The 17,417-nt window shown below is 47.5% G+C and carries 15 protein-coding genes and 1 tRNA gene; 9 read left to right on the top strand and 7 right to left on the bottom strand.

The window, feature by feature from the left end; translation table 11 throughout:
* The first annotated feature begins 217 nt into the window (after positions 1 to 217).
* Complete coding sequence (locus JNC77_RS01580) at positions 218 to 1,321, top strand: branched-chain amino acid ABC transporter substrate-binding protein (protein ID WP_374828968.1); 1,104 nt, start codon at positions 218 to 220, stop codon at positions 1,319 to 1,321.
* A 292-nt stretch (positions 1,322 to 1,613) separates the two neighbouring features.
* Entirely contained in the window at positions 1,614 to 1,814 is a 201-nt protein-coding gene (locus JNC77_RS01575; protein WP_374828967.1) for a hypothetical protein, read from the top strand.
* 200 nt (positions 1,815 to 2,014) lie between these two features.
* On the opposite strand, the gene JNC77_RS01570 is transcribed toward JNC77_RS01575, so the two are convergent.
* Together JNC77_RS01570 and JNC77_RS01565 are read right to left on the bottom strand one after the other, a co-directional pair.
* Complete coding sequence (locus tag JNC77_RS01570; RefSeq protein ID WP_374828966.1) at positions 2,015 to 3,064, bottom strand: aldo/keto reductase; 1,050 nt, start codon at positions 3,062 to 3,064, stop codon at positions 2,015 to 2,017.
* Positions 3,065 to 3,195: 131 nt separating this feature from the next.
* Positions 3,196 to 4,293, bottom strand: coding sequence for a saccharopine dehydrogenase family protein (locus JNC77_RS01565; RefSeq protein ID WP_374828965.1), 1,098 nt, complete (start codon positions 4,291 to 4,293; stop codon positions 3,196 to 3,198).
* Positions 4,294 to 4,415: 122 nt separating this feature from the next.
* Here JNC77_RS01565 and JNC77_RS01560 point away from each other — a divergent pair, with 122 nt between their 5' ends.
* The 3 genes from JNC77_RS01560 (at position 4,416) to JNC77_RS01550 (ending at position 7,842) form a co-directional block, all read left to right on the top strand.
* Complete coding sequence (locus JNC77_RS01560) at positions 4,416 to 4,844, top strand: Lrp/AsnC family transcriptional regulator (RefSeq protein WP_374828964.1); 429 nt, start codon at positions 4,416 to 4,418, stop codon at positions 4,842 to 4,844.
* 244 nt (positions 4,845 to 5,088) lie between these two features.
* The gene (locus JNC77_RS01555; RefSeq protein ID WP_374828963.1) at positions 5,089 to 6,474 is read left to right on the top strand and encodes a DUF6538 domain-containing protein; all 1,386 of its coding nucleotides are present in this window, start codon (positions 5,089 to 5,091) and stop codon (positions 6,472 to 6,474) included.
* Positions 6,475 to 6,690: 216 nt separating this feature from the next.
* Positions 6,691 to 7,842: a COG3904 family protein gene (locus JNC77_RS01550; protein WP_374828962.1), complete on the top strand. Its 1,152-nt coding sequence runs from the start codon at positions 6,691 to 6,693 to the stop codon at positions 7,840 to 7,842.
* A gap of 361 nt (positions 7,843 to 8,203) precedes the next feature.
* On the opposite strand, the gene JNC77_RS01545 is transcribed toward JNC77_RS01550, so the two are convergent.
* The gene (locus tag JNC77_RS01545; RefSeq protein ID WP_374828961.1) at positions 8,204 to 8,842 is read right to left on the bottom strand and encodes a recombinase family protein; all 639 of its coding nucleotides are present in this window, start codon (positions 8,840 to 8,842) and stop codon (positions 8,204 to 8,206) included.
* Between the two features lie 202 nt (positions 8,843 to 9,044).
* Here JNC77_RS01545 and JNC77_RS01540 point away from each other — a divergent pair, with 202 nt between their 5' ends.
* Positions 9,045 to 9,470, top strand: a complete 426-nt coding sequence (locus tag JNC77_RS01540; RefSeq protein ID WP_374828960.1) for a hypothetical protein — start codon at positions 9,045 to 9,047, stop codon at positions 9,468 to 9,470.
* A gap of 1,245 nt (positions 9,471 to 10,715) precedes the next feature.
* Here the strand turns inward: JNC77_RS01540 and JNC77_RS01535 are convergent.
* The 4 genes from JNC77_RS01535 to JNC77_RS01520 all read right to left on the bottom strand — a co-directional run bounded on the left by JNC77_RS01535 (position 10,716) and on the right by JNC77_RS01520 (position 13,005).
* On the bottom strand, positions 10,716 to 11,285 hold the full coding sequence (locus JNC77_RS01535) for a Rha family transcriptional regulator (protein ID WP_374828959.1): 570 nt from the start codon (positions 11,283 to 11,285) through the stop codon (positions 10,716 to 10,718).
* A 530-nt stretch (positions 11,286 to 11,815) separates the two neighbouring features.
* The gene (locus JNC77_RS01530) at positions 11,816 to 12,061 is read right to left on the bottom strand and encodes a hypothetical protein (protein ID WP_374828958.1); all 246 of its coding nucleotides are present in this window, start codon (positions 12,059 to 12,061) and stop codon (positions 11,816 to 11,818) included.
* 273 nt (positions 12,062 to 12,334) lie between these two features.
* Positions 12,335 to 12,410: transfer RNA gene (locus JNC77_RS01525), tRNA-Ala, on the bottom strand.
* A 220-nt stretch (positions 12,411 to 12,630) separates the two neighbouring features.
* Complete coding sequence (locus tag JNC77_RS01520) at positions 12,631 to 13,005, bottom strand: TIGR02300 family protein (RefSeq protein WP_374828957.1); 375 nt, start codon at positions 13,003 to 13,005, stop codon at positions 12,631 to 12,633.
* A 331-nt stretch (positions 13,006 to 13,336) separates the two neighbouring features.
* Here JNC77_RS01520 and aroA point away from each other — a divergent pair, with 331 nt between their 5' ends.
* From aroA to rpsA, 3 genes are all read left to right on the top strand, one after another.
* Positions 13,337 to 14,677 (top strand): 3-phosphoshikimate 1-carboxyvinyltransferase, encoded by a 1,341-nt coding sequence (gene aroA / locus JNC77_RS01515; RefSeq protein WP_374828956.1) that lies wholly within the window; start codon positions 13,337 to 13,339, stop codon positions 14,675 to 14,677.
* Entirely contained in the window at positions 14,670 to 15,311 is a 642-nt protein-coding gene (gene cmk, locus JNC77_RS01510; RefSeq protein ID WP_374828955.1) for a (d)CMP kinase, read from the top strand. Before aroA ends, cmk begins: the two co-directional genes overlap by 8 nt.
* Positions 15,312 to 15,514: 203 nt before the next feature.
* Positions 15,515 to 17,215 carry a 30S ribosomal protein S1 gene (rpsA, locus tag JNC77_RS01505; protein WP_374828954.1) on the top strand — a complete coding sequence of 567 codons (1,701 nt, stop codon included), beginning with the start codon at positions 15,515 to 15,517 and terminating at the stop codon, positions 17,213 to 17,215.
* Positions 17,216 to 17,417 lie beyond the last annotated feature (202 nt).

Raw genomic sequence — 17,417 nt, 5'->3', positions numbered from 1 at the left:
CGTAACACCCCCTACAAACAGACTATTGCATTCAAATTAGAGAAGTGCTTTGTAATTAGATTAAGGGAACAGGTGTTCCTGCCGTTATACTCAGGCTTTTATAAAAGCTGCTATGACAGCATTTGGTAATTGCGGGGGAAAGCATCCGGTCGATGTTCGGACGGTTGACGGGTGCGTAAGAAAATCTACGGGATTAATCCCGATTAAGGAGAATGGAATGAAATTCAAGCTTTTGTCAGGTGTAGCATTTGCCGCCAGTCTGGGTTTAGCCAGCGCAGCTTATGCAGACATCACCATTGGTCTGATTGCACCACTGACAGGCCCTGTGGCTGCATTTGGTGATCAGGTTAAAAAAGGTGCCGAAACTGCCGTTGAAGAAATCAACAAAAACGGTGGTGTCCTTGGTGAAAAGCTCGTTTTGAAGATTGTTGATGATGCCGGTGAGCCAAAGCAGGGCGTTTCGGCTGCCAACCAGATCATCGCCGACGGGATCAAGTTTGTTGTGGGGCCGGTCACCACCGGCGTTACCATGCCTGTTTCTGATGCTCTGTCTGAAAACGGCGTTGTCATGGTCACGCCAACAGCAACCGGCCCTGACCTGACCAATCGCGGTCTCGATTACATTTTGCGTACCTGTGGCCGTGATGACCAGCAAGCCGACGTGATGGCTGACTATGTTCTGGCTAATCTGAAAGACAAAAAAGTTGCTATCGTTCACGATAAGGCAGCTTACGGTAAAGGCCTTGCAGATGCATTTAAAGCAGCCATCAACAAAGGCGGCATGACGGAAGTTCACTATGATTCTGTGACACCGGGCGAAAAAGATTATAGCGCCCTAGTCACCAAGCTGAAAGCAGCAGGTGCTGAGCTCGTTTATATCGGCGGCTATCACACTGAAAGCGGCCTGCTTTCCCGTCAGCTGAAAGATGCCGGTGTGAATGTCACCATCCTTGGCGGTGAAGGTCTTTCCAACACTGAATATTGGGCAATTGGCGGTAGCTATGCCGATAACACCATCTTCACCAATGCCGCAGATGCAATGAAGAATGAAGATTCCAAAGCTGCTGCTGCTGCACTGGGTGCCAAAAACATCCCGGCAGAAGCCTTCACCATGAATGCCTATGCGGCCGTGGAAGTTCTCGCAGCTGGCATTACCAAAGCAGGATCGGCAGACGATGCTGATGCGGTCAATAAAGCAATCAAAAGCGGCGAGCCAATTGCAACAGCGATCGGCAAGCTCAGCTATGGTGAAACCGGTGATCTATCATCACCAAGTTTCTCACTTTACAAATGGGTGGATGGCAAGATCGCCGATCTTTGACAAGATATGATCCTGTCAATTGTGCCAAATTTTAAAACATAGGCGCAAAATTGCTCATATAAAAAATAATAAAAGGCGCTGTATGAAACCAGCGCCTTTTATTTTTTATCAAAGCATTGAAACTGTTTGACAAAAATTTCGAACACCTCAAAACTCAAACCATAAAGACTTTTATTCATATTCAATCAGACTGTTCTCAGCTCTTCTTTATTAATTTGATTTAACCAAACCTTAACCATCCTGCCATAATTTTGAAGACAAGATTTTAAGCGGACATATGAGGGCGAGCATCATGCAACGCTATAGATTTGATGACAAAAACATTTTGATTCAAGCTTTGGTCGAACTTCTCAATCAAGGCATCCAGCCAGATGAACTGGATACGGTATTAAGCCGTATCGGCCCTGTCGATCTTGATCTCATGCATGAATGCTTGTGCGATATTTACGCCTACAACAATATCAGCATGGAAGAAATCGATATGGCTGCCTGATCAGGCGCTGAATATTTATTTTGCGTTCTTGCCAGTTCTAGCAGTTTAAACCCTGTCATTTATCTGTAATGATAATGCTCTATAGATAATGACAAATCAGAGATTATTTCGCTCATGACCACGGAAGTACTGGCATTCGAGTGAAATAAGCAGCGGAAGGTCGGGGCAACCCCGACCTTTTTCGTATTTTAAAGCCTGTTTTAAAGCGGGCGCGGATGGTCACGATAAACACGTGCAATATCACTCAAAACTTCATCGCTTAATTGCAGTTCACCAGCTTCAATATTGCTCTTTAACTGCGCCATTGATGTAGCGCCAATAATGACCGATGTCATAAACGGGCGGCTCAAGGCAAAGGCTAATGCCATTTGCGCAATATCCAGCCCGTGCTTATCCGCTACAGCACAATATTCCCGCACGGCTTTGGAGGCATATTCATTATTGCGCCAGAAACCGTCCACCGCCACGGTACCGCGCGCACCTTCAGGCATCGCACCATTTAGATATTTACCGGTCAGCACACCAGCTGCCAGCGGCGAATAGGCCAGCAAGCCCACTTTCTCATGACGGGCAACTTCGGCCAGATCATAATCAAAATGCCGCTGCAACAGACCGTATTCGTTTTGAATGCTGACCATAGGGGCAAAACCGGCTTCACGCGCCAAACGCTGCCATTGCATCACACCCCATGCGGTTTCATTCGAAAGGCCGGTGTGGCGTATTTTGCCCTCTTTGACCATATCATTCAGGCCATCAAGCACATCGGCCATACGCTCCAGCACGCTTTCAGTTGAGTGCGCCGGATCATCCGAATAGGCCTCATATTTCCACGCTGCGCCAAAATGGAAATTGGGACGGCTTGGCCAATGAATTTGATAAAGATCAATATAATCCGTTTGCAAACGGCGCAGACTTGCCTCTACCGCTTCACGGATATTCCGGCGGTTTGGTGCCGCACCGTCGCGGATCCATTTTTGTCTGCCACCACCGGAAATTTTGGAGGCTAAAATAACTTTGTTACGCGCACCGGATTTTTTAAACCAAGTACCGATATAATTTTCTGTTTTACCAAAGCTTTCCGCCGACATCGGCACGGCATAGCCTTCGGCTGTATCAATAAAATTAATGCCTTGCGAGAGTGCATAATTTAGCTGAGCATGCGCATCTGCTTCACTATTCTGAACACCCCATGTCATGGTGCCCAGACAAATTTCGGTAACTTGCAGGTCTGTGCGACCCAGTTTCTTCATTTTCAACGTTACATTCCCTGGAAGGTTCAATTCTCCCCCAAGATGTAACCTGCAAAATTATCAGGCGCTACACCGAATATCATTTTTTGCAGCAGGCAGCGTTTGGAATTGCCGCTGCCTGCCAATTTCATCTAGCAACCGTGATGGTGCTCGGCTTGCGCATAGACTTTGCCAAAACGATTTTCGAGAAACTTGCCCAGAGCAATTTCTTCTTGTTTGACAAAACCTTTTTGCGGCAAATGCCCGTCGGCCAACATATCCAGCACTGCGCAAATAGCGGAAGCCGTCGTAATCTGGATGCCGCTACGCACCACATCGCCAATAGCGCGGGCATAAATCTTGTTGGCGTAGGTTTCCTGCACCAGACGGCCATTTTTGCGACCGCTAACTGTCACAAAAATCACCACCACATCCTGCAAGGTCGATGGCAACGCATTTTCAAAAATATCTTTAAGCACATCACGGCGATCCCGCAGGCCCAGATCATTGAGCAGTGCCTTCATGATCGCAGCATGACCAGGATAGCGAATCGTGCGATAATTGAGTGTGCGCACTTTGCCTTTCAAGGTTTCGCACAAAGTGCCGAGCCCACCGGACGTATTGAAAGCTTCATAGGTCACACCATCAAGCGAGAACTCTTCACGCTCTTCCAATGCCGGAACTTCCGTCAATTCACCGTCGACAATCGCCTCGCACGGCTCGCAATATTCATTGATGACGCCGTCCGTGCTCCATGTCAGATTATAATTGAGCGCATTGGACGGATATTGCGGCAAAGCGCCTACACGCATGCGCACCGTATCCAGCGTATCAAAATGGCTGGCCAGATCATAAGCTACAATAGAGATAAAGCCCGGCGCCAGACCACATTGCGGGACAAAACAAGTTTTGGCGGTTTTAGCCAAATCTTTCACAAAACGGGTGCTTGCCACATCTTCAGTCAGATCAAGATAATGCACTTCCGCATCTGCGGCGGCCTGTGCAATGCGGGTGGTCAAATGAAAAGGTGCGGCACTCAAAACTGCAAATTTACCGGTCAGAACTTTTTTCAACTCAGCCGCATTTTCAATATCGATCATGCTGGTTTTGATGCCTTTTGATGCCTCCAAAGCATCAAGCTGCGCCTGTGAGCGGTCAATAACGGTGACGGCATAATCACCCGTCGCATTCAGAAGATCAGCAATGGTTGCCCCGATTTTACCTGCACCAACAACGACAACTTCTTTCATGACAATCTCCCTCGAATTCATAATAGACATTTAGAATCGCAGAGAGTACATGCAAATAGTAGCTGCACTTATATCAATATGACGTTGCCAATTTGAACGATTTGACGTAATAATTAATCATTATGCTGACAAAAGCTGATCATACCCTAATTGCACTGCTGCGTGAAAATGCGCGTGCCTCTACCACCGAACTGGCAAGACGGTTAGGGGTTTCGCGCACAACCGTACAAAGCCGCCTTGAAAGACTGGAAAAATCCGGTGCGATTGAAGGCTATACGGTGCGCCTTTCCTCAATTTACGAAAAAGATTTGGTACGCGCTCATGTGCTCTTAACCTGCCTGCCGAAATTATCACCACAGGTGGAAGCACGGCTGCGAACGATTCTCGCCGTGCGTTCCTTACATTCCGTCAGCGGTCATTATGATATGGCCGCAGTGGTGGAAGCTCCCTCCATCGGCGAGCTTGATCAGGTGCTGGATCAGATCGGCGCGTTGGAAGGGGTCGAGCGGACGATGTCCTCGATCATTCTATCTACGCGAATCGAACGTTAAAAATTTAATCTGCCGCTATCTCTGTAAAACCTTATTCATGTTGTGAATGTCACAGCATAACAATCACGAATAGGCTGATTGTGACGATCAAACATAAGTAAAAATGATGAGGAAAATTTGGTGGAGCCAAGCGGGGTATATCATTGCGCACCAAATTAGAGTTTAATATCAGTAATTTGTAGACTTATCAGCACCTTAGTGGTACGTCAATGGGGTACGTGGCGTGGTACGTGAGGGTATTTCTTTGGCAAAACGTATAACGAATAACACACAATATCTTGAGCTACAGAGAGGGAAATGGCGCGTCACTGTTAGCGTCCCTAAAGCCGTTCAAAAGAAAATAGGAAAGACACGCTTAAAGCAGTCTTTGAATACCGATAGCCTTTCAATCGCCAATCAACTCAAATGGCCTATAGTGCGTGAGTTTCAGAGTATCATTGCATCTGCACACAAGCCTGAGACAGACATAAGGGCAATTGCTGAGGAGCTTAGAAGGCAGCGCTCAAAGGCGACTTGTGATATTGATGCAATTGAAATTGAAGCGGGTATATCTCAGACCATAGATATATTGCTCGGTCAGGAGATTGGCATCTACACAGACCCCAATACGGGCGAGGAAGAACCTGTCTATGCACCCGAAGCCGTTCAGCGTGTGCAAGAGTTTAAAGCTGTCCTGCATGGTCAAGCGACACTCTTAAGCGAACACCACGACCAATACATGAGCCAGCTAACGGTCAAGCCTCGTACCAAGGCCGATGACAAACGTGCAATTGCTCTTTTAGAGCGCTGGTGCAGCGAACAAGGCGTTCCCCCTTACCTACAGTCATTTCCTACTCGAAAGGCCGCTGTAGCTTTCATGGATGCATTACCAGCCATGGAACCCACGCTATCACCTACCACACTAAATAAGTATGTACGCCGTCTATCGAGATACTGGCAGTGGCTTGAGAAGCGTGATGAAGTCCCGCTGAATGTTTGGGCTGGACAGTCCTTTGCCGTTCCAGAGACACCTCATGATGAAGTAGAAAGGCCATTCACTGACGAGGAAATGGTAAAACTTCTGTCCGGCAATGCTACACAAGAGATGCATGATCTCATGAGAATTGCAGCTCTTACAGGTTGCCGCCTAGACCCTATTGTGTGCCTTCGTGTGCGTGACTGCCTTGATGAAGGAATGTTTGTTTTCAAACCTCAGAAGAAGGAAAAGGCACCCCGCCTATGCCCTATTCATCCTGCACTGACCGAAATTATTGAGCGCAGAACAAAGGGGAAAGAGCCAGACGACCCTATATTCCCCGAATGGCCTGCACCAAAGAACCCTAAATCAACGCGGGAACGATCATTTAAAGCTTCTAACCATTTCACCGAATATAGGCGCTCTGTAGGCGTTGCAGATGAAATTAAAGGCAAGAGGCGCTCCCTAGTAAACTTTCACTCATTTCGCCGCTGGTTCATCACTAAGGCCGAACAAGCTGATCAACCGGAATCCCTTATCGCATCCGTGGTGGGTCATAAGCGCCAAGGCATGACGCTTGGGGTCTATTCAGCAGGGCCAGCAAAAGAGCAGGCAAGGCGCTGTGTGGAGGCTGTGCAATTGCCAGACTTGAGCATGGCAAATGCGGATAAATAAATATCCTGAGCCGTTACTCTGACCTAAGTAAAGAAGAACGTGAATGGATATAAGGCCACTACGTTAGCAAAGGCAAAACCAGCAACCGTGCCTATGGTGTTCGTGACTTTGGTGATAGGGTGAACGATGTGGAATTTAAGGGGCTGGATTTGTCACACTTGAGTAAAACTCAACACTGATAAATAATTGGGAATGTAACTTGTGGGGATTGTTGCATTGCGTATTTTTGTCTTAATCGTATCTTTCTTTATTATTTCTTCTATAGCAAAAGCCGATTTGAAATATGAGCCACTAAAAGAAGAAGATGAAATATCTGTCCTGATTGTAAGCGGCAGCTTTGAATACGATGATGATTTATCGTTATTTCTTAAAGCGGTTAGCGACCATCGTGCATCAGCTATTATGTTCAATTCTGGTGGTGGAAATGTCTATAAGGCAATTGAGTTAGGAAAACTCATCAGGGCTTTACGACTGGGTACGCTACAGCCGCGTGGTATGGAATGTTCGTCCGCTTGCTCATTGGCTTTCCTTGGAGGCACCATACGGTTAGCTGAGGCTGGCTCAATTGGGGTGCATAAATCTTCATTCAATAACTCCACAAACATGAATGCTCATGATGCAGTCGCAAGCATTCAAAAAGCCACCGCTGATATAATGGGCTACATTACTGAGATGGGAGCGGATGCTAACTTGCTCCAGCTAGCGTTACAGTATGATAACGATGATATGCGTTACCTGTCTTTAAAAGAAATGAAAAACTATAGGGTTGTAACTGAACAGGAAGCCACGCAACCTTCATCTCCACCACAGATTGCAGCCACTCCACCAACAACTTCTTATACTACACCAACATACACAGCCCCACCTCAGGCAAGCTATCAGCCAGTCTATCGTCCAAACCTGAATGTTCCTACCGCACACTCTGGTGTTGTCCACCACCCTAAGAAACAAGCTGCAATCAAGTTTGACCCCGATAATAAATCACGCACCCTAGTGGAGTTACGAAACGGCGCTACGGTTTACTTACAGCCTTACGATAAACAATGGTACAGAGTGGCCTATGGTGACTACAGGGGCTATATGCATCACTCTTGGGTACATGTAGATCAATATGAATTACCAAGATCAGAGAAACGTTATATCCAGATAAGCAGTTTTGATAATTATGAAGATGCCCTAGAGTACGTAAACAAGTCAGCCCTTAATCTGGATATTTATCTTTCCACAAATGGCTGGTTAGCAGTTACCCTGCGAGGAACCTTTAGCAGTACTGAGGCGGCTGCTTTAACGAAAGAACTAAAAAGCAAAAGACGAATACCCCAAGACTCTATCTTCAACTATGGAAACACGTATATTCGGAAACTATGAGATAATAAAATTGGAGGATAAAATGAAAATTAAAACCATAATAATTTGTCTAGGTGCAATTCTTTTTAGTTCATCTGCTATAGCTGATACCGCAGTGCGCGGCCATATGCGTAACAATGGCACCTTTGTGCAGCCACATATGCGCACCAACCCTGATAGAACTATGTATAATAACTATTCAACACAGGGGAATGTTAATCCATACAATGGCAGAAGGGGAACTGTTTCACCATCCTATAGACCACGAAACAGCTACATAACTCGGAGTGCGCCTCGTAATAATTACGGTACTTACAACTCAAATAGACGTAGTTATAAATCACGTTATTGAGCTACGGAACTGGTAATATTACACTAGAAATTACATCCTCCAGAGTGCCAATGCTTTCTCTGCGTCTGCCCTGTGATCTCTAATGCGATAGATAGTCTGTCTGGTTAATCCTGTCTCCTTAGCAATAAAACTAATAGACATGCCATCAGACAGACTAGACACGACCTTATCGAATGTGGCTCGGTCATAACTCGGCTTCCTGCCCTTATAGTTATCCTCACCAGCCCTAGCCTTAGCACCCGCTATACCAGCCCTCTGAGCCTCCTTAGTCGCCTCAGCTTGCGCTTGTGCAGTTGCAGCCATGAACGCTATCAGCGCGTCTCTAACAGCCATTTGGATAGGGTCTGTGGTCGAGCCATCGAATGTCATATTATTGATCACAGTCTTGATGATCACACCACGGCGCATGAACTCCCTGATAGTGTCCGTAACGTCTGCATAGTTACGCCCTAAGCGATCAACCCAACGTACCACAAGAACGTCACCAGCGCGTAGCATATCAAACAAGCGCCTCCCCTCAGGACGATCTTTCATTAAGACACTGACACCAGATACACCATGATCAGCAATGACCTGATCAAACTTAAAACCAGCAGCTTCAGCCTGTGCCTGTTGGTGGTCGAGGTTCTGCTCTGACGTTGATACACGGGCATATAGAATGGTCGCCATAATATCCTCTTAGGGTGTACGTTAGACATATGTCCGAATGAATATGTGTACGAAAACAAACAGTCAACCCTAACGGACAAAAATAAATACACATTACATATGACCGCTAAGGTATACCCTATCGGACACACTCATACTTCATATCACATTGACACTCATTAGTTGCTTGATTAGCTTTGTACTGCTTATGGGGGATTTTTAAATGGCATATTTAGATCAAGCCACTACAGCAGAAACAAGGAAAACAGCATTCGCAGTACTATTAGCGATATTCATTGTTATTCCGGCACTACTACCTGCTGCGGCCATCACTATCGTTTACGCTTTTTTCCTTAAGTTTTTTATCAGTGGAGGCTCATGGCTTCCCTATACTGATGTGTTAGCACTTACTATAATACCGGAGCTTTTAAGGGGGGCGGTCGTTGGTGGCATTGCTATATGGGTTTCACGTTATTTCTTCCCTCAAAGCAACCTAGAAGCTATTCGACTAGCAACTATGGCATTCTGGGGCGCAATCCTTTTGCTTTTGCTTATTTTCAGCCTCAGTGCAGTCGGTTTCACACTGGACACAATCGGCGGTATCGCATGTGCTGTAGGTCTCGGAATTGGACTATGGTCGATAGAGTAATGATACTTCTTCGGAGGGGCTATGTGAGTTGCATATATCGACCTGAACAATATTGCAGGTCGTAAGTTCACGTTTAGCTTGATTAAAGATAAGACCGCATAGGGTAAGACATCCCCACTGTGTAAATGTAGTGACATATTTTAAATAGCTTTCCTCCCACTCTTTGCCACTCTTAAGTGCCACGGGGGGAAAAGCGATAATTCCACATATCCGATTACCGCCTGACATTTTTTCTAAAAAACAATCCGGTTAGTGAACTGACTGAATGATCAGACATCGATAGCAGGGATTATGATTATTCACTGTAGCGTCAGGCCGCCTAGAGCGTTCTTAAGGCGAAACGGTACAAACTACCTAAGAGACGCTTAAAGCCGCTCCACGGCCTACCGCTACAAGAAACAGAGCTACATAATTCATATACCGTCTTATCAGACAGCAAAGCCATCCTTCGGATACTCCTGATAGCGTCTTTTCCTAAGACCAAGATCATCACTATCAACAATATCAAACTCAGCCCATGCACTTAGTGATCTGGTCTTAAAGACTGGCACTGTACCCCTACGAACTTCCACAAGCGTATCTTCGGGATAGCCTAGGCCAATCAGCTTGCGACACAATGGGGGAATAGGGTCTTTCTTAGGGTGAGCATATGCATGTTCATTACACACAGCCGTGTGCATTCTCCCCTGAGACAACAGGTGAATAGTTAGCATTCTAATTTTCCTGATAATGGTTGGTGATGATTGTTTGACAAAAATCCCGACCAAAGGCTTAGAAGCTAAGCTATGACCATATTTAGAATATGATGGGTCGGAGTGTTTCACTCACTGACAGAATGATGATTTAGATTGTGTCAGGATGATCTAGGGTCTTATGGTTCCCATCAGCCTTGTTAAGGACGGGCATAGGATATTTATCATTATGACCACATAACCCTAAGCCTCCCCTTAGAATTAGCTATAGGCAAGCTAAAGGGATGAACTGAACATAGAGGGTCATAAGGTAAGATATTAAAGGAGGATGATTATTATAATTATCTCCTAAGTCTCCCCTCCTACCTCCTTAGGCTAGCATGAAGCTATCATTAGGTAAGCATAAGAATAACCTTAAGATATATATCTATATACAAACCTAGGGGGGGATAGAGGGGGTCTCTCCTATTGTGAGGGGTAATTAACACACCATATTTAGTATGCCAAAACTAAAAATCGATACTACATATAGGGCACCAAAGAGGTAGGAAGTTTATTTAATTTGTAGGAGCATTCCCCCAAATTGGCGACTGTGGTTATGTGCAACTGCACGGGAGCCAACCATAGCTAGTGGCTTGAGCTTCTCCACTTCACGCTTAGCTGCTTCCTTAGCGCGGTACTCCTCAGCCCATGCGATTGCTGCGGCTGCGGGGTCAGCGAAGTTAGGGAGTGCAGGAGTGGAAACCTTTAGCTTGGCCTCCATCTCGTTAAAGGCTGCGATGTAGGATTCTTTAAAACGCCCCGCTTCTGCACCAGTGAAGCCCATGACTAGGAAAGCAAAACCGTCCTTAGTCATATCAAAGGAACGGCGAACCTCGCCCTTGGCATCCTTATAAGCAACCAACTCAAAATTGAGTGCGTTAAAATTTTCGCTGCAATCAAGGTTATCAATATCACGCAGAACATTATAATGGCGCTTACCAAAAAAGTCAGCCACATCACGGCTATTGGCAAACACCTTGCCATCTTTAACCGTGACCAATGGAACGATTGATGTGTAGCCTGTGCTATCTAAATATCCATTGGGCTCAAAATTGAGCTCAGTGAAGCTGTCTCGGCTCATATCAAGGGCGCGATAAAAGCCACCCTCTCATAAAGCCTTATATGAGCATAACGCAAAATTGCGTCCTGTAAGGTTTCGGTCATATTTATCTTGGATGATAATAGCCTCAAACATAGATACCTTCAAAACTGAGGGCATAATTGAAAATTCAATTCTGCTTCGAGTGTCGCACTAATGAGGACACCAATCTCAAACAATCCAAAATTGGATGCAATGGACGGTTCCGTTTCGATGAACCACCCTTGTTCCTGAATTTCTAGGAGCAAGCGGCCTATATCATTTAAGATATTATCGTGGCGCTTACCAAAATGCTCAGCCACATCACGAGTCATATCAAAACAAATGTGTGACTGATCACCTGCGTTTGAGTGCTTATCCCCCCTGCATAAAAGTATGCATGGGGTGCTGCAAATCTTCCGTTCTGCTGGTCGATATAGGGGGTATGCTCAAAATTGAGCACACTACTAAGCATGCTTAAGGGGACGCTGGTATTAACGCCCAACGCCCCCCTCTTTGAACTTTTCAGTCAATCATCTTTCAATTGAAATGATACAATTCAAACGACCAGCGAACATCTCTAAGTCTGGAGTGTCATGTTTCTGCCAACCGTAACCAACATTGCAATCCCTCCACTCAACCCAGAAGCTAAGCTTTGTCAATGGCAAACGGAACCAGAAACCGCGATGCTGGAGGCTAAACACATTACTGAGGCTGTCACGAGCATCCATGACTAAGTTGTAAACAGCTTGATTAGTGGAGGAGAAAAAAGCGTTCATGATTACTTATCCTGCATGTGAGTTAACGACATGGCGAGAAGCCACTAAGCAGGCGCATGGGAACCTAAAGACACACCATTGAGTAAACAGCATGAAGGCCATGAGCCTGCCGAGAGGCTCCCTTAGCGAATCAGACGAATCAAATAATGAGATTTAGAACAAGCACAACTAAAAGCGTGGTACGTAAATGGGGTACGTAGCGTGGTACGCGGCCAACATTTCGACATTACTAACTTATTGATTTTTAAAGATAAACACACTTCACATAGTGAATGGTGGAGCCAAGCGGGATCGAACCGCTGACCTCTTGCATGCCATGCAAGCGCTCTCCCAGCTGAGCTATGGCCCCATCAATCTTTACTGCTTTTAAAGCGGGATGAACCGGGTGTTCATCTTAAAGATTCGCAAGTTTTAAACTTGCTATGGCGGCTACTTAAAACGAGCCGCAAAGAAGATCAAGAGGTATTTTTCAACTCTTGCAAAAGCTTTGCACTTTTGTACATAGCTTTTTGAATTCCGGCGGGTATTCGTTATTCGACACCCGCCGGTTTCTTAACTCCAAGACGAAATCAGGCCTCGTCGTCGTCGTCGCTGACGCCACCGCCGATAAGGCCGGTCATGTCATCTTCGTCATCTTCTTCTTCCAGGAATGTGTCGTCGCCGTCATCATCCAGCTCGACATCATCATCCAGATCAGGAAGATCATCGTCTTTTACATCGCCATCCGCATCTTCGAGCGAGATGAATTCAGGTGCGTCAACGGCAACATCAACACCTTCTGCTTCTTCCTCTTCTTCTTCACGGCTATCAACCGAAGTTTCGAAGTAAGAACGCGGATAAGATTGTCCTGTATAAGGAGAAACAATCGGATCGCGATTGAGATCATAAAATTTACGACCCGTTTCCGGATCAATACGTTTAGTACCAAGTTCAGGTTTTGCCACGTCAAGCCTCGTCATTTTACTGGCTACAGCAGTCCGCGCAGGCACCTCACGAAGCCAAGCATCAGGACACGCCTTTCACGGTGTTTTTCCGGTGCATAAACGTAATTGTACACCTTTGTCAAAGACAAAGACGATATTGCCTCATCTTCATCGCATGTTCTACATATTTTTACCGTGTTTTTCCTCCCTCTCATTTCGGCCAAGGGTCTTTTAGCCACCGGTTTTTGTTTTGCAGGATGACCGCGTGGGCAAGCTGTGCTAGGAAAGCAGCGCTTTTATCAATCCTGGTCGTCAGACACGACCCATTAATGCGACAAGCGAACAAACGAACATGTCCCATTCTGCTTCCCCGAAACCTGCAACCGCCCGCCGCTCGACGGCGCTTAAAGGCGATATCCGCATTCCGGGTGACAAATCTATCTCCCACAGATCCTTCATGTTTGGCGGTCTCGCCTCCGGCGAAACCCGCATCACCGGCCTTTTGGAAGGTGAAGATATCATCAATACCGGCCGCGCCATGCAGGCCATGGGTGCCCAAATCCGCAAAGAAGGCAATGAGTGGATCATCAATGGTACCGGCAATGGCTGTCTGCTTGAACCAGTAGCACCGTTTGATTTCGGCAATGCCGGCACGGGTGCCCGCCTCACCATGGGGCTGGTTGGTGTTTATGATATGAAAACCACCTTTACCGGTGACGCATCCCTGACCTCGCGCCCAATGGCGCGTGTGCTTGAACCTCTGCGCCTGATGGGCGTGCAGGTAGAGGCGGCTAGCGGCGACCGTATGCCTTTGACCCTGCGCGGGCCAAAAGTTGCAGCACCGATTCGCTACCGCGTGCCGATGGCCTCGGCGCAGGTAAAATCAGCCGTACTGCTGGCAGGTCTGAATACACCGGGTATCACCACCGTCATTGAACCAGTGATGACCCGCGATCACACAGAAAAAATGCTGCAAGGTTTTGGCGCGGATTTGAGCGTTGAAACCGATAGTGATGGTGTGCGTCACATCCACATTGTTGGCCAAGGCAAACTGACCGGCCAAACCATTGATGTACCGGGTGATCCATCCTCGACCGCATTTCCGCTGGTGGCGGCGCTCCTCACGGAAGGCTCCGACATCACCATCCGCAATGTGTTGATGAACCCGACCCGTACCGGTCTCATCACCACCTTGCAGGAAATGGGTGCCGACATTGAAATTCTCAATGCACGCCTTGCCGGAGGTGAAGATGTGGCTGATTTGCGGGTGCGCTCGTCTGAGCTGAAAGGCGTCATCGTTCCGCCGGAACGCGCACCTTCAATGATCGACGAATATCCGGTGCTGGCGATTGCTGCCAGTTTTGCTGAAGGCGAAACCATCATGGATGGTCTGGATGAATTGCGTGTCAAAGAATCAGATCGCCTTGCCGCCGTTGCCCGTGGGCTTGAAGCCAATGGCGTGGATTGCACCGAAGGTGAAATGTCACTGACTGTGCGCGGGCGTCCAGGTGGCAAAGGCATTGGCGGCGGTACTGTCGCCACCCACCTTGATCACCGCATTGCAATGAGCTTCCTCGTGATGGGTATGGCGGCAGAAAAACCGGTCACTGTTGATGACGGCAATATGATTGCCACATCCTTCCCTGAGTTTTTTGAAATGATGCGTGGTTTAGGGGCTCAGTTTGATGACTAAAGCTTTTACCATTGCCATTGATGGGCCTGCCGCTTCGGGCAAAGGTACCCTTGCCCGCAGACTGGCCGAGCATTACGGCTTCCATCATCTGGATACCGGCCTCACCTATCGTGCGGTTGCCAAAACCATGCTGGATCAGGCTTTACCGTTAGACGATGAGTCGGTCGCGGAAGCGATCGCCCTTTCCGTCAGCCTCAACCATCTTGATCGTAACGTGTTGGCTGCTCACGATGTGGGTGAGGCGGCTTCCAAAATTGCGGTGATGCCTGCCGTGCGTCGCGCACTTGTCAAAGCTCAGCAAAATTTTGCGCAAACACTGCCCGGCACTGTGCTGGACGGCCGCGATATCGGCACGGTTGTCTGCCCAGAGGCACCGGTCAAACTCTATGTCACCGCCTCGCCTGAAACACGTGCGGAGCGTCGCTATCAAGAAATATTGTCCAAAGGCGGCCAAGCCGTGTATGATGATGTCTTGAGTGATCTGAAGCTTCGGGACGAGCGCGACATGGGACGCAGCGATTCTCCATTACGCCCGGCAAGCGATGCACACTTGCTAGATACGACAAAAATGGATATAGAAGCGGCGTTTCTGGCTGCTAAAAAGCTTATAGATGCGGCATTAGCCCATCAATAGTTTTATCTGTTTGCCCAGATCATGAATCTGCCAATCTTATTTTTAAGATTGGGACTCTTGGACTAAACCTGCTTTGCTCCGCGTTCACCGCGCCGGATAGTCTCTTGATTTTATTCAGGAAACAGAACCGGAGCCAAGCAATTTGAAACACGAACCACCGGCGCTCTGTATCCGACTATATGACGGATACTTCAGGAGTTTATATGTCACAAATGAATCCTACACGCGAAGACTTCGAAGCTCTTCTGGCCGAATCTTTTGCATCTAATGACCTTGCAGAAGGTTACGTTGTCAAAGGCCGTATCGTTGCCATCGAAAAAGACATGGCAATCATCGATGCAGGTCTGAAGGTCGAAGGCCGGGTACCGCTGAAGGAATTTGGCGCCAAGGGCAAAGACGGCTCGATGAAGCCGGGCGATGAAGTCGAAGTTTACGTCGAACGCATCGAAAACGCTCTCGGCGAAGCTGTATTGTCACGTGAAAAAGCACGTCGCGAAGAAAGCTGGGTCAAGCTTGAACAGAAGTTCAACGCCGGCGAACGCGTTGACGGTGTTATCTTCAATCAGGTTAAGGGTGGCTTCACCGTTGATCTGGACGGCGCAGTTGCATTCTTGCCGCGCTCACAGGTTGATATTCGTCCTATCCGCGATGTAACCCCGCTGATGCACAACCCGCAGCCGTTTGAGATTCTCAAAATGGATAAGCGTCGTGGCAACATCGTTGTTTCACGTCGTACAGTTCTTGAAGAATCACGTGCGGAACAGCGCTCTGAAATCGTTCAGAACCTTGAAGAAGGTCAGGTTGTTGAAGGCGTCGTCAAGAACATCACCGATTACGGTGCGTTCGTTGATCTGGGCGGCATTGACGGTCTGTTGCACGTTACCGACATGGCATGGCGCCGTGTTAACCATCCATCGGAAATCCTCACCATCGGCCAGACCGTCAAGGTGCAGATCATCCGCATCAACCAAGAAACACATCGTATCTCACTCGGCATGAAGCAGCTTGAGAGCGATCCTTGGGATGGTATCGGTGCTAAGTACCCGATCGGCAAGAAGATCACCGGTACTGTCACCAACATCACCGACTACGGTGCATTTGTTGAAATCGAAGCCGGTATTGAAGGCCTGATCCACGTTTCAGAAATGTCGTGGACCAAGAAGAACGTACACCCAGGCAAAATCCTGTCCACAACACAGGAAGTTGAAGTTGTCGTTCTCGAAGTTGATCCGGTCAAGCGCCGCATCTCGCTCGGCCTCAAGCAGACCCTCGACAACCCATGGACAACCTTCGCTCAGAAATATCCGAAGGACACCATCGTTGAAGGTGAAGTCAAGAACAAAACCGAATTCGGTCTGTTCATCGGTCTTGATGGCGATGTAGACGGTATGGTTCACTTGTCCGATCTCGACTGGAACCGTCCAGGCGAACAGGTTATCGAAGAATACAACAAGGGCGATGTCGTGAAGGCAGTTGTTCTTGATGTAGACGTCGAAAAAGAACGTATCTCGCTCGGCATCAAACAGCTGACCGGCGATAGCGTTGGTGAAGCAGCTTCTTCCGGCGACCTGCGCAAAAACGCAGTTGTTGCTTGTGAAGTAACCGCTGTAACCGACAACGGTCTGGAAGTACGTCTGGTTGACCACGATCTGGAAAGCTTCATCAAGCGTTCAGATCTGTCCCGTGACCGTGACGAACAGCGCACAGAGCGTTTCTCCGTTGGCCAGAAGCTTGACGCACGCGTCATCGCTTTCGACAAGAAAAGCCGCAAATTGCAGGTTTCTATCAAGGCTCTCGAAATCGCTGAAGAAAAAGAAGCAGTTGCACAGTACGGTTCATCTGATTCAGGCGCATCGCTCGGCGACATTCTTGCTGCAGCAATGAAGAAGTCAGAAACCAACTAATAACATATCCCGAAAACTGCCCAAATTATAAAGCGGTTTTCGGACACGATATGTTAGACAATAAGTTTTCTGATAAAGCTTAAGAAATGCCCGCCGATATCACTATCGGCGGGCATTTTTGTTTGTACCTAAAACCTGCACAAATCAGGCGATCTGCAACAACAGAATGAAGCCGTAGCTGATGGTTCCCAAGAACAGCAAA

It is taken from the genome of Paenochrobactrum pullorum, from assembly GCF_041929845.1.
Classification (GTDB): Bacteria; Pseudomonadota; Alphaproteobacteria; order Rhizobiales; family Rhizobiaceae; genus Paenochrobactrum; species Paenochrobactrum pullorum.
The sequence above is the reverse complement of the archived record's forward strand: the minus strand, read 5'-3'. Positions and strand labels throughout refer to the sequence as shown.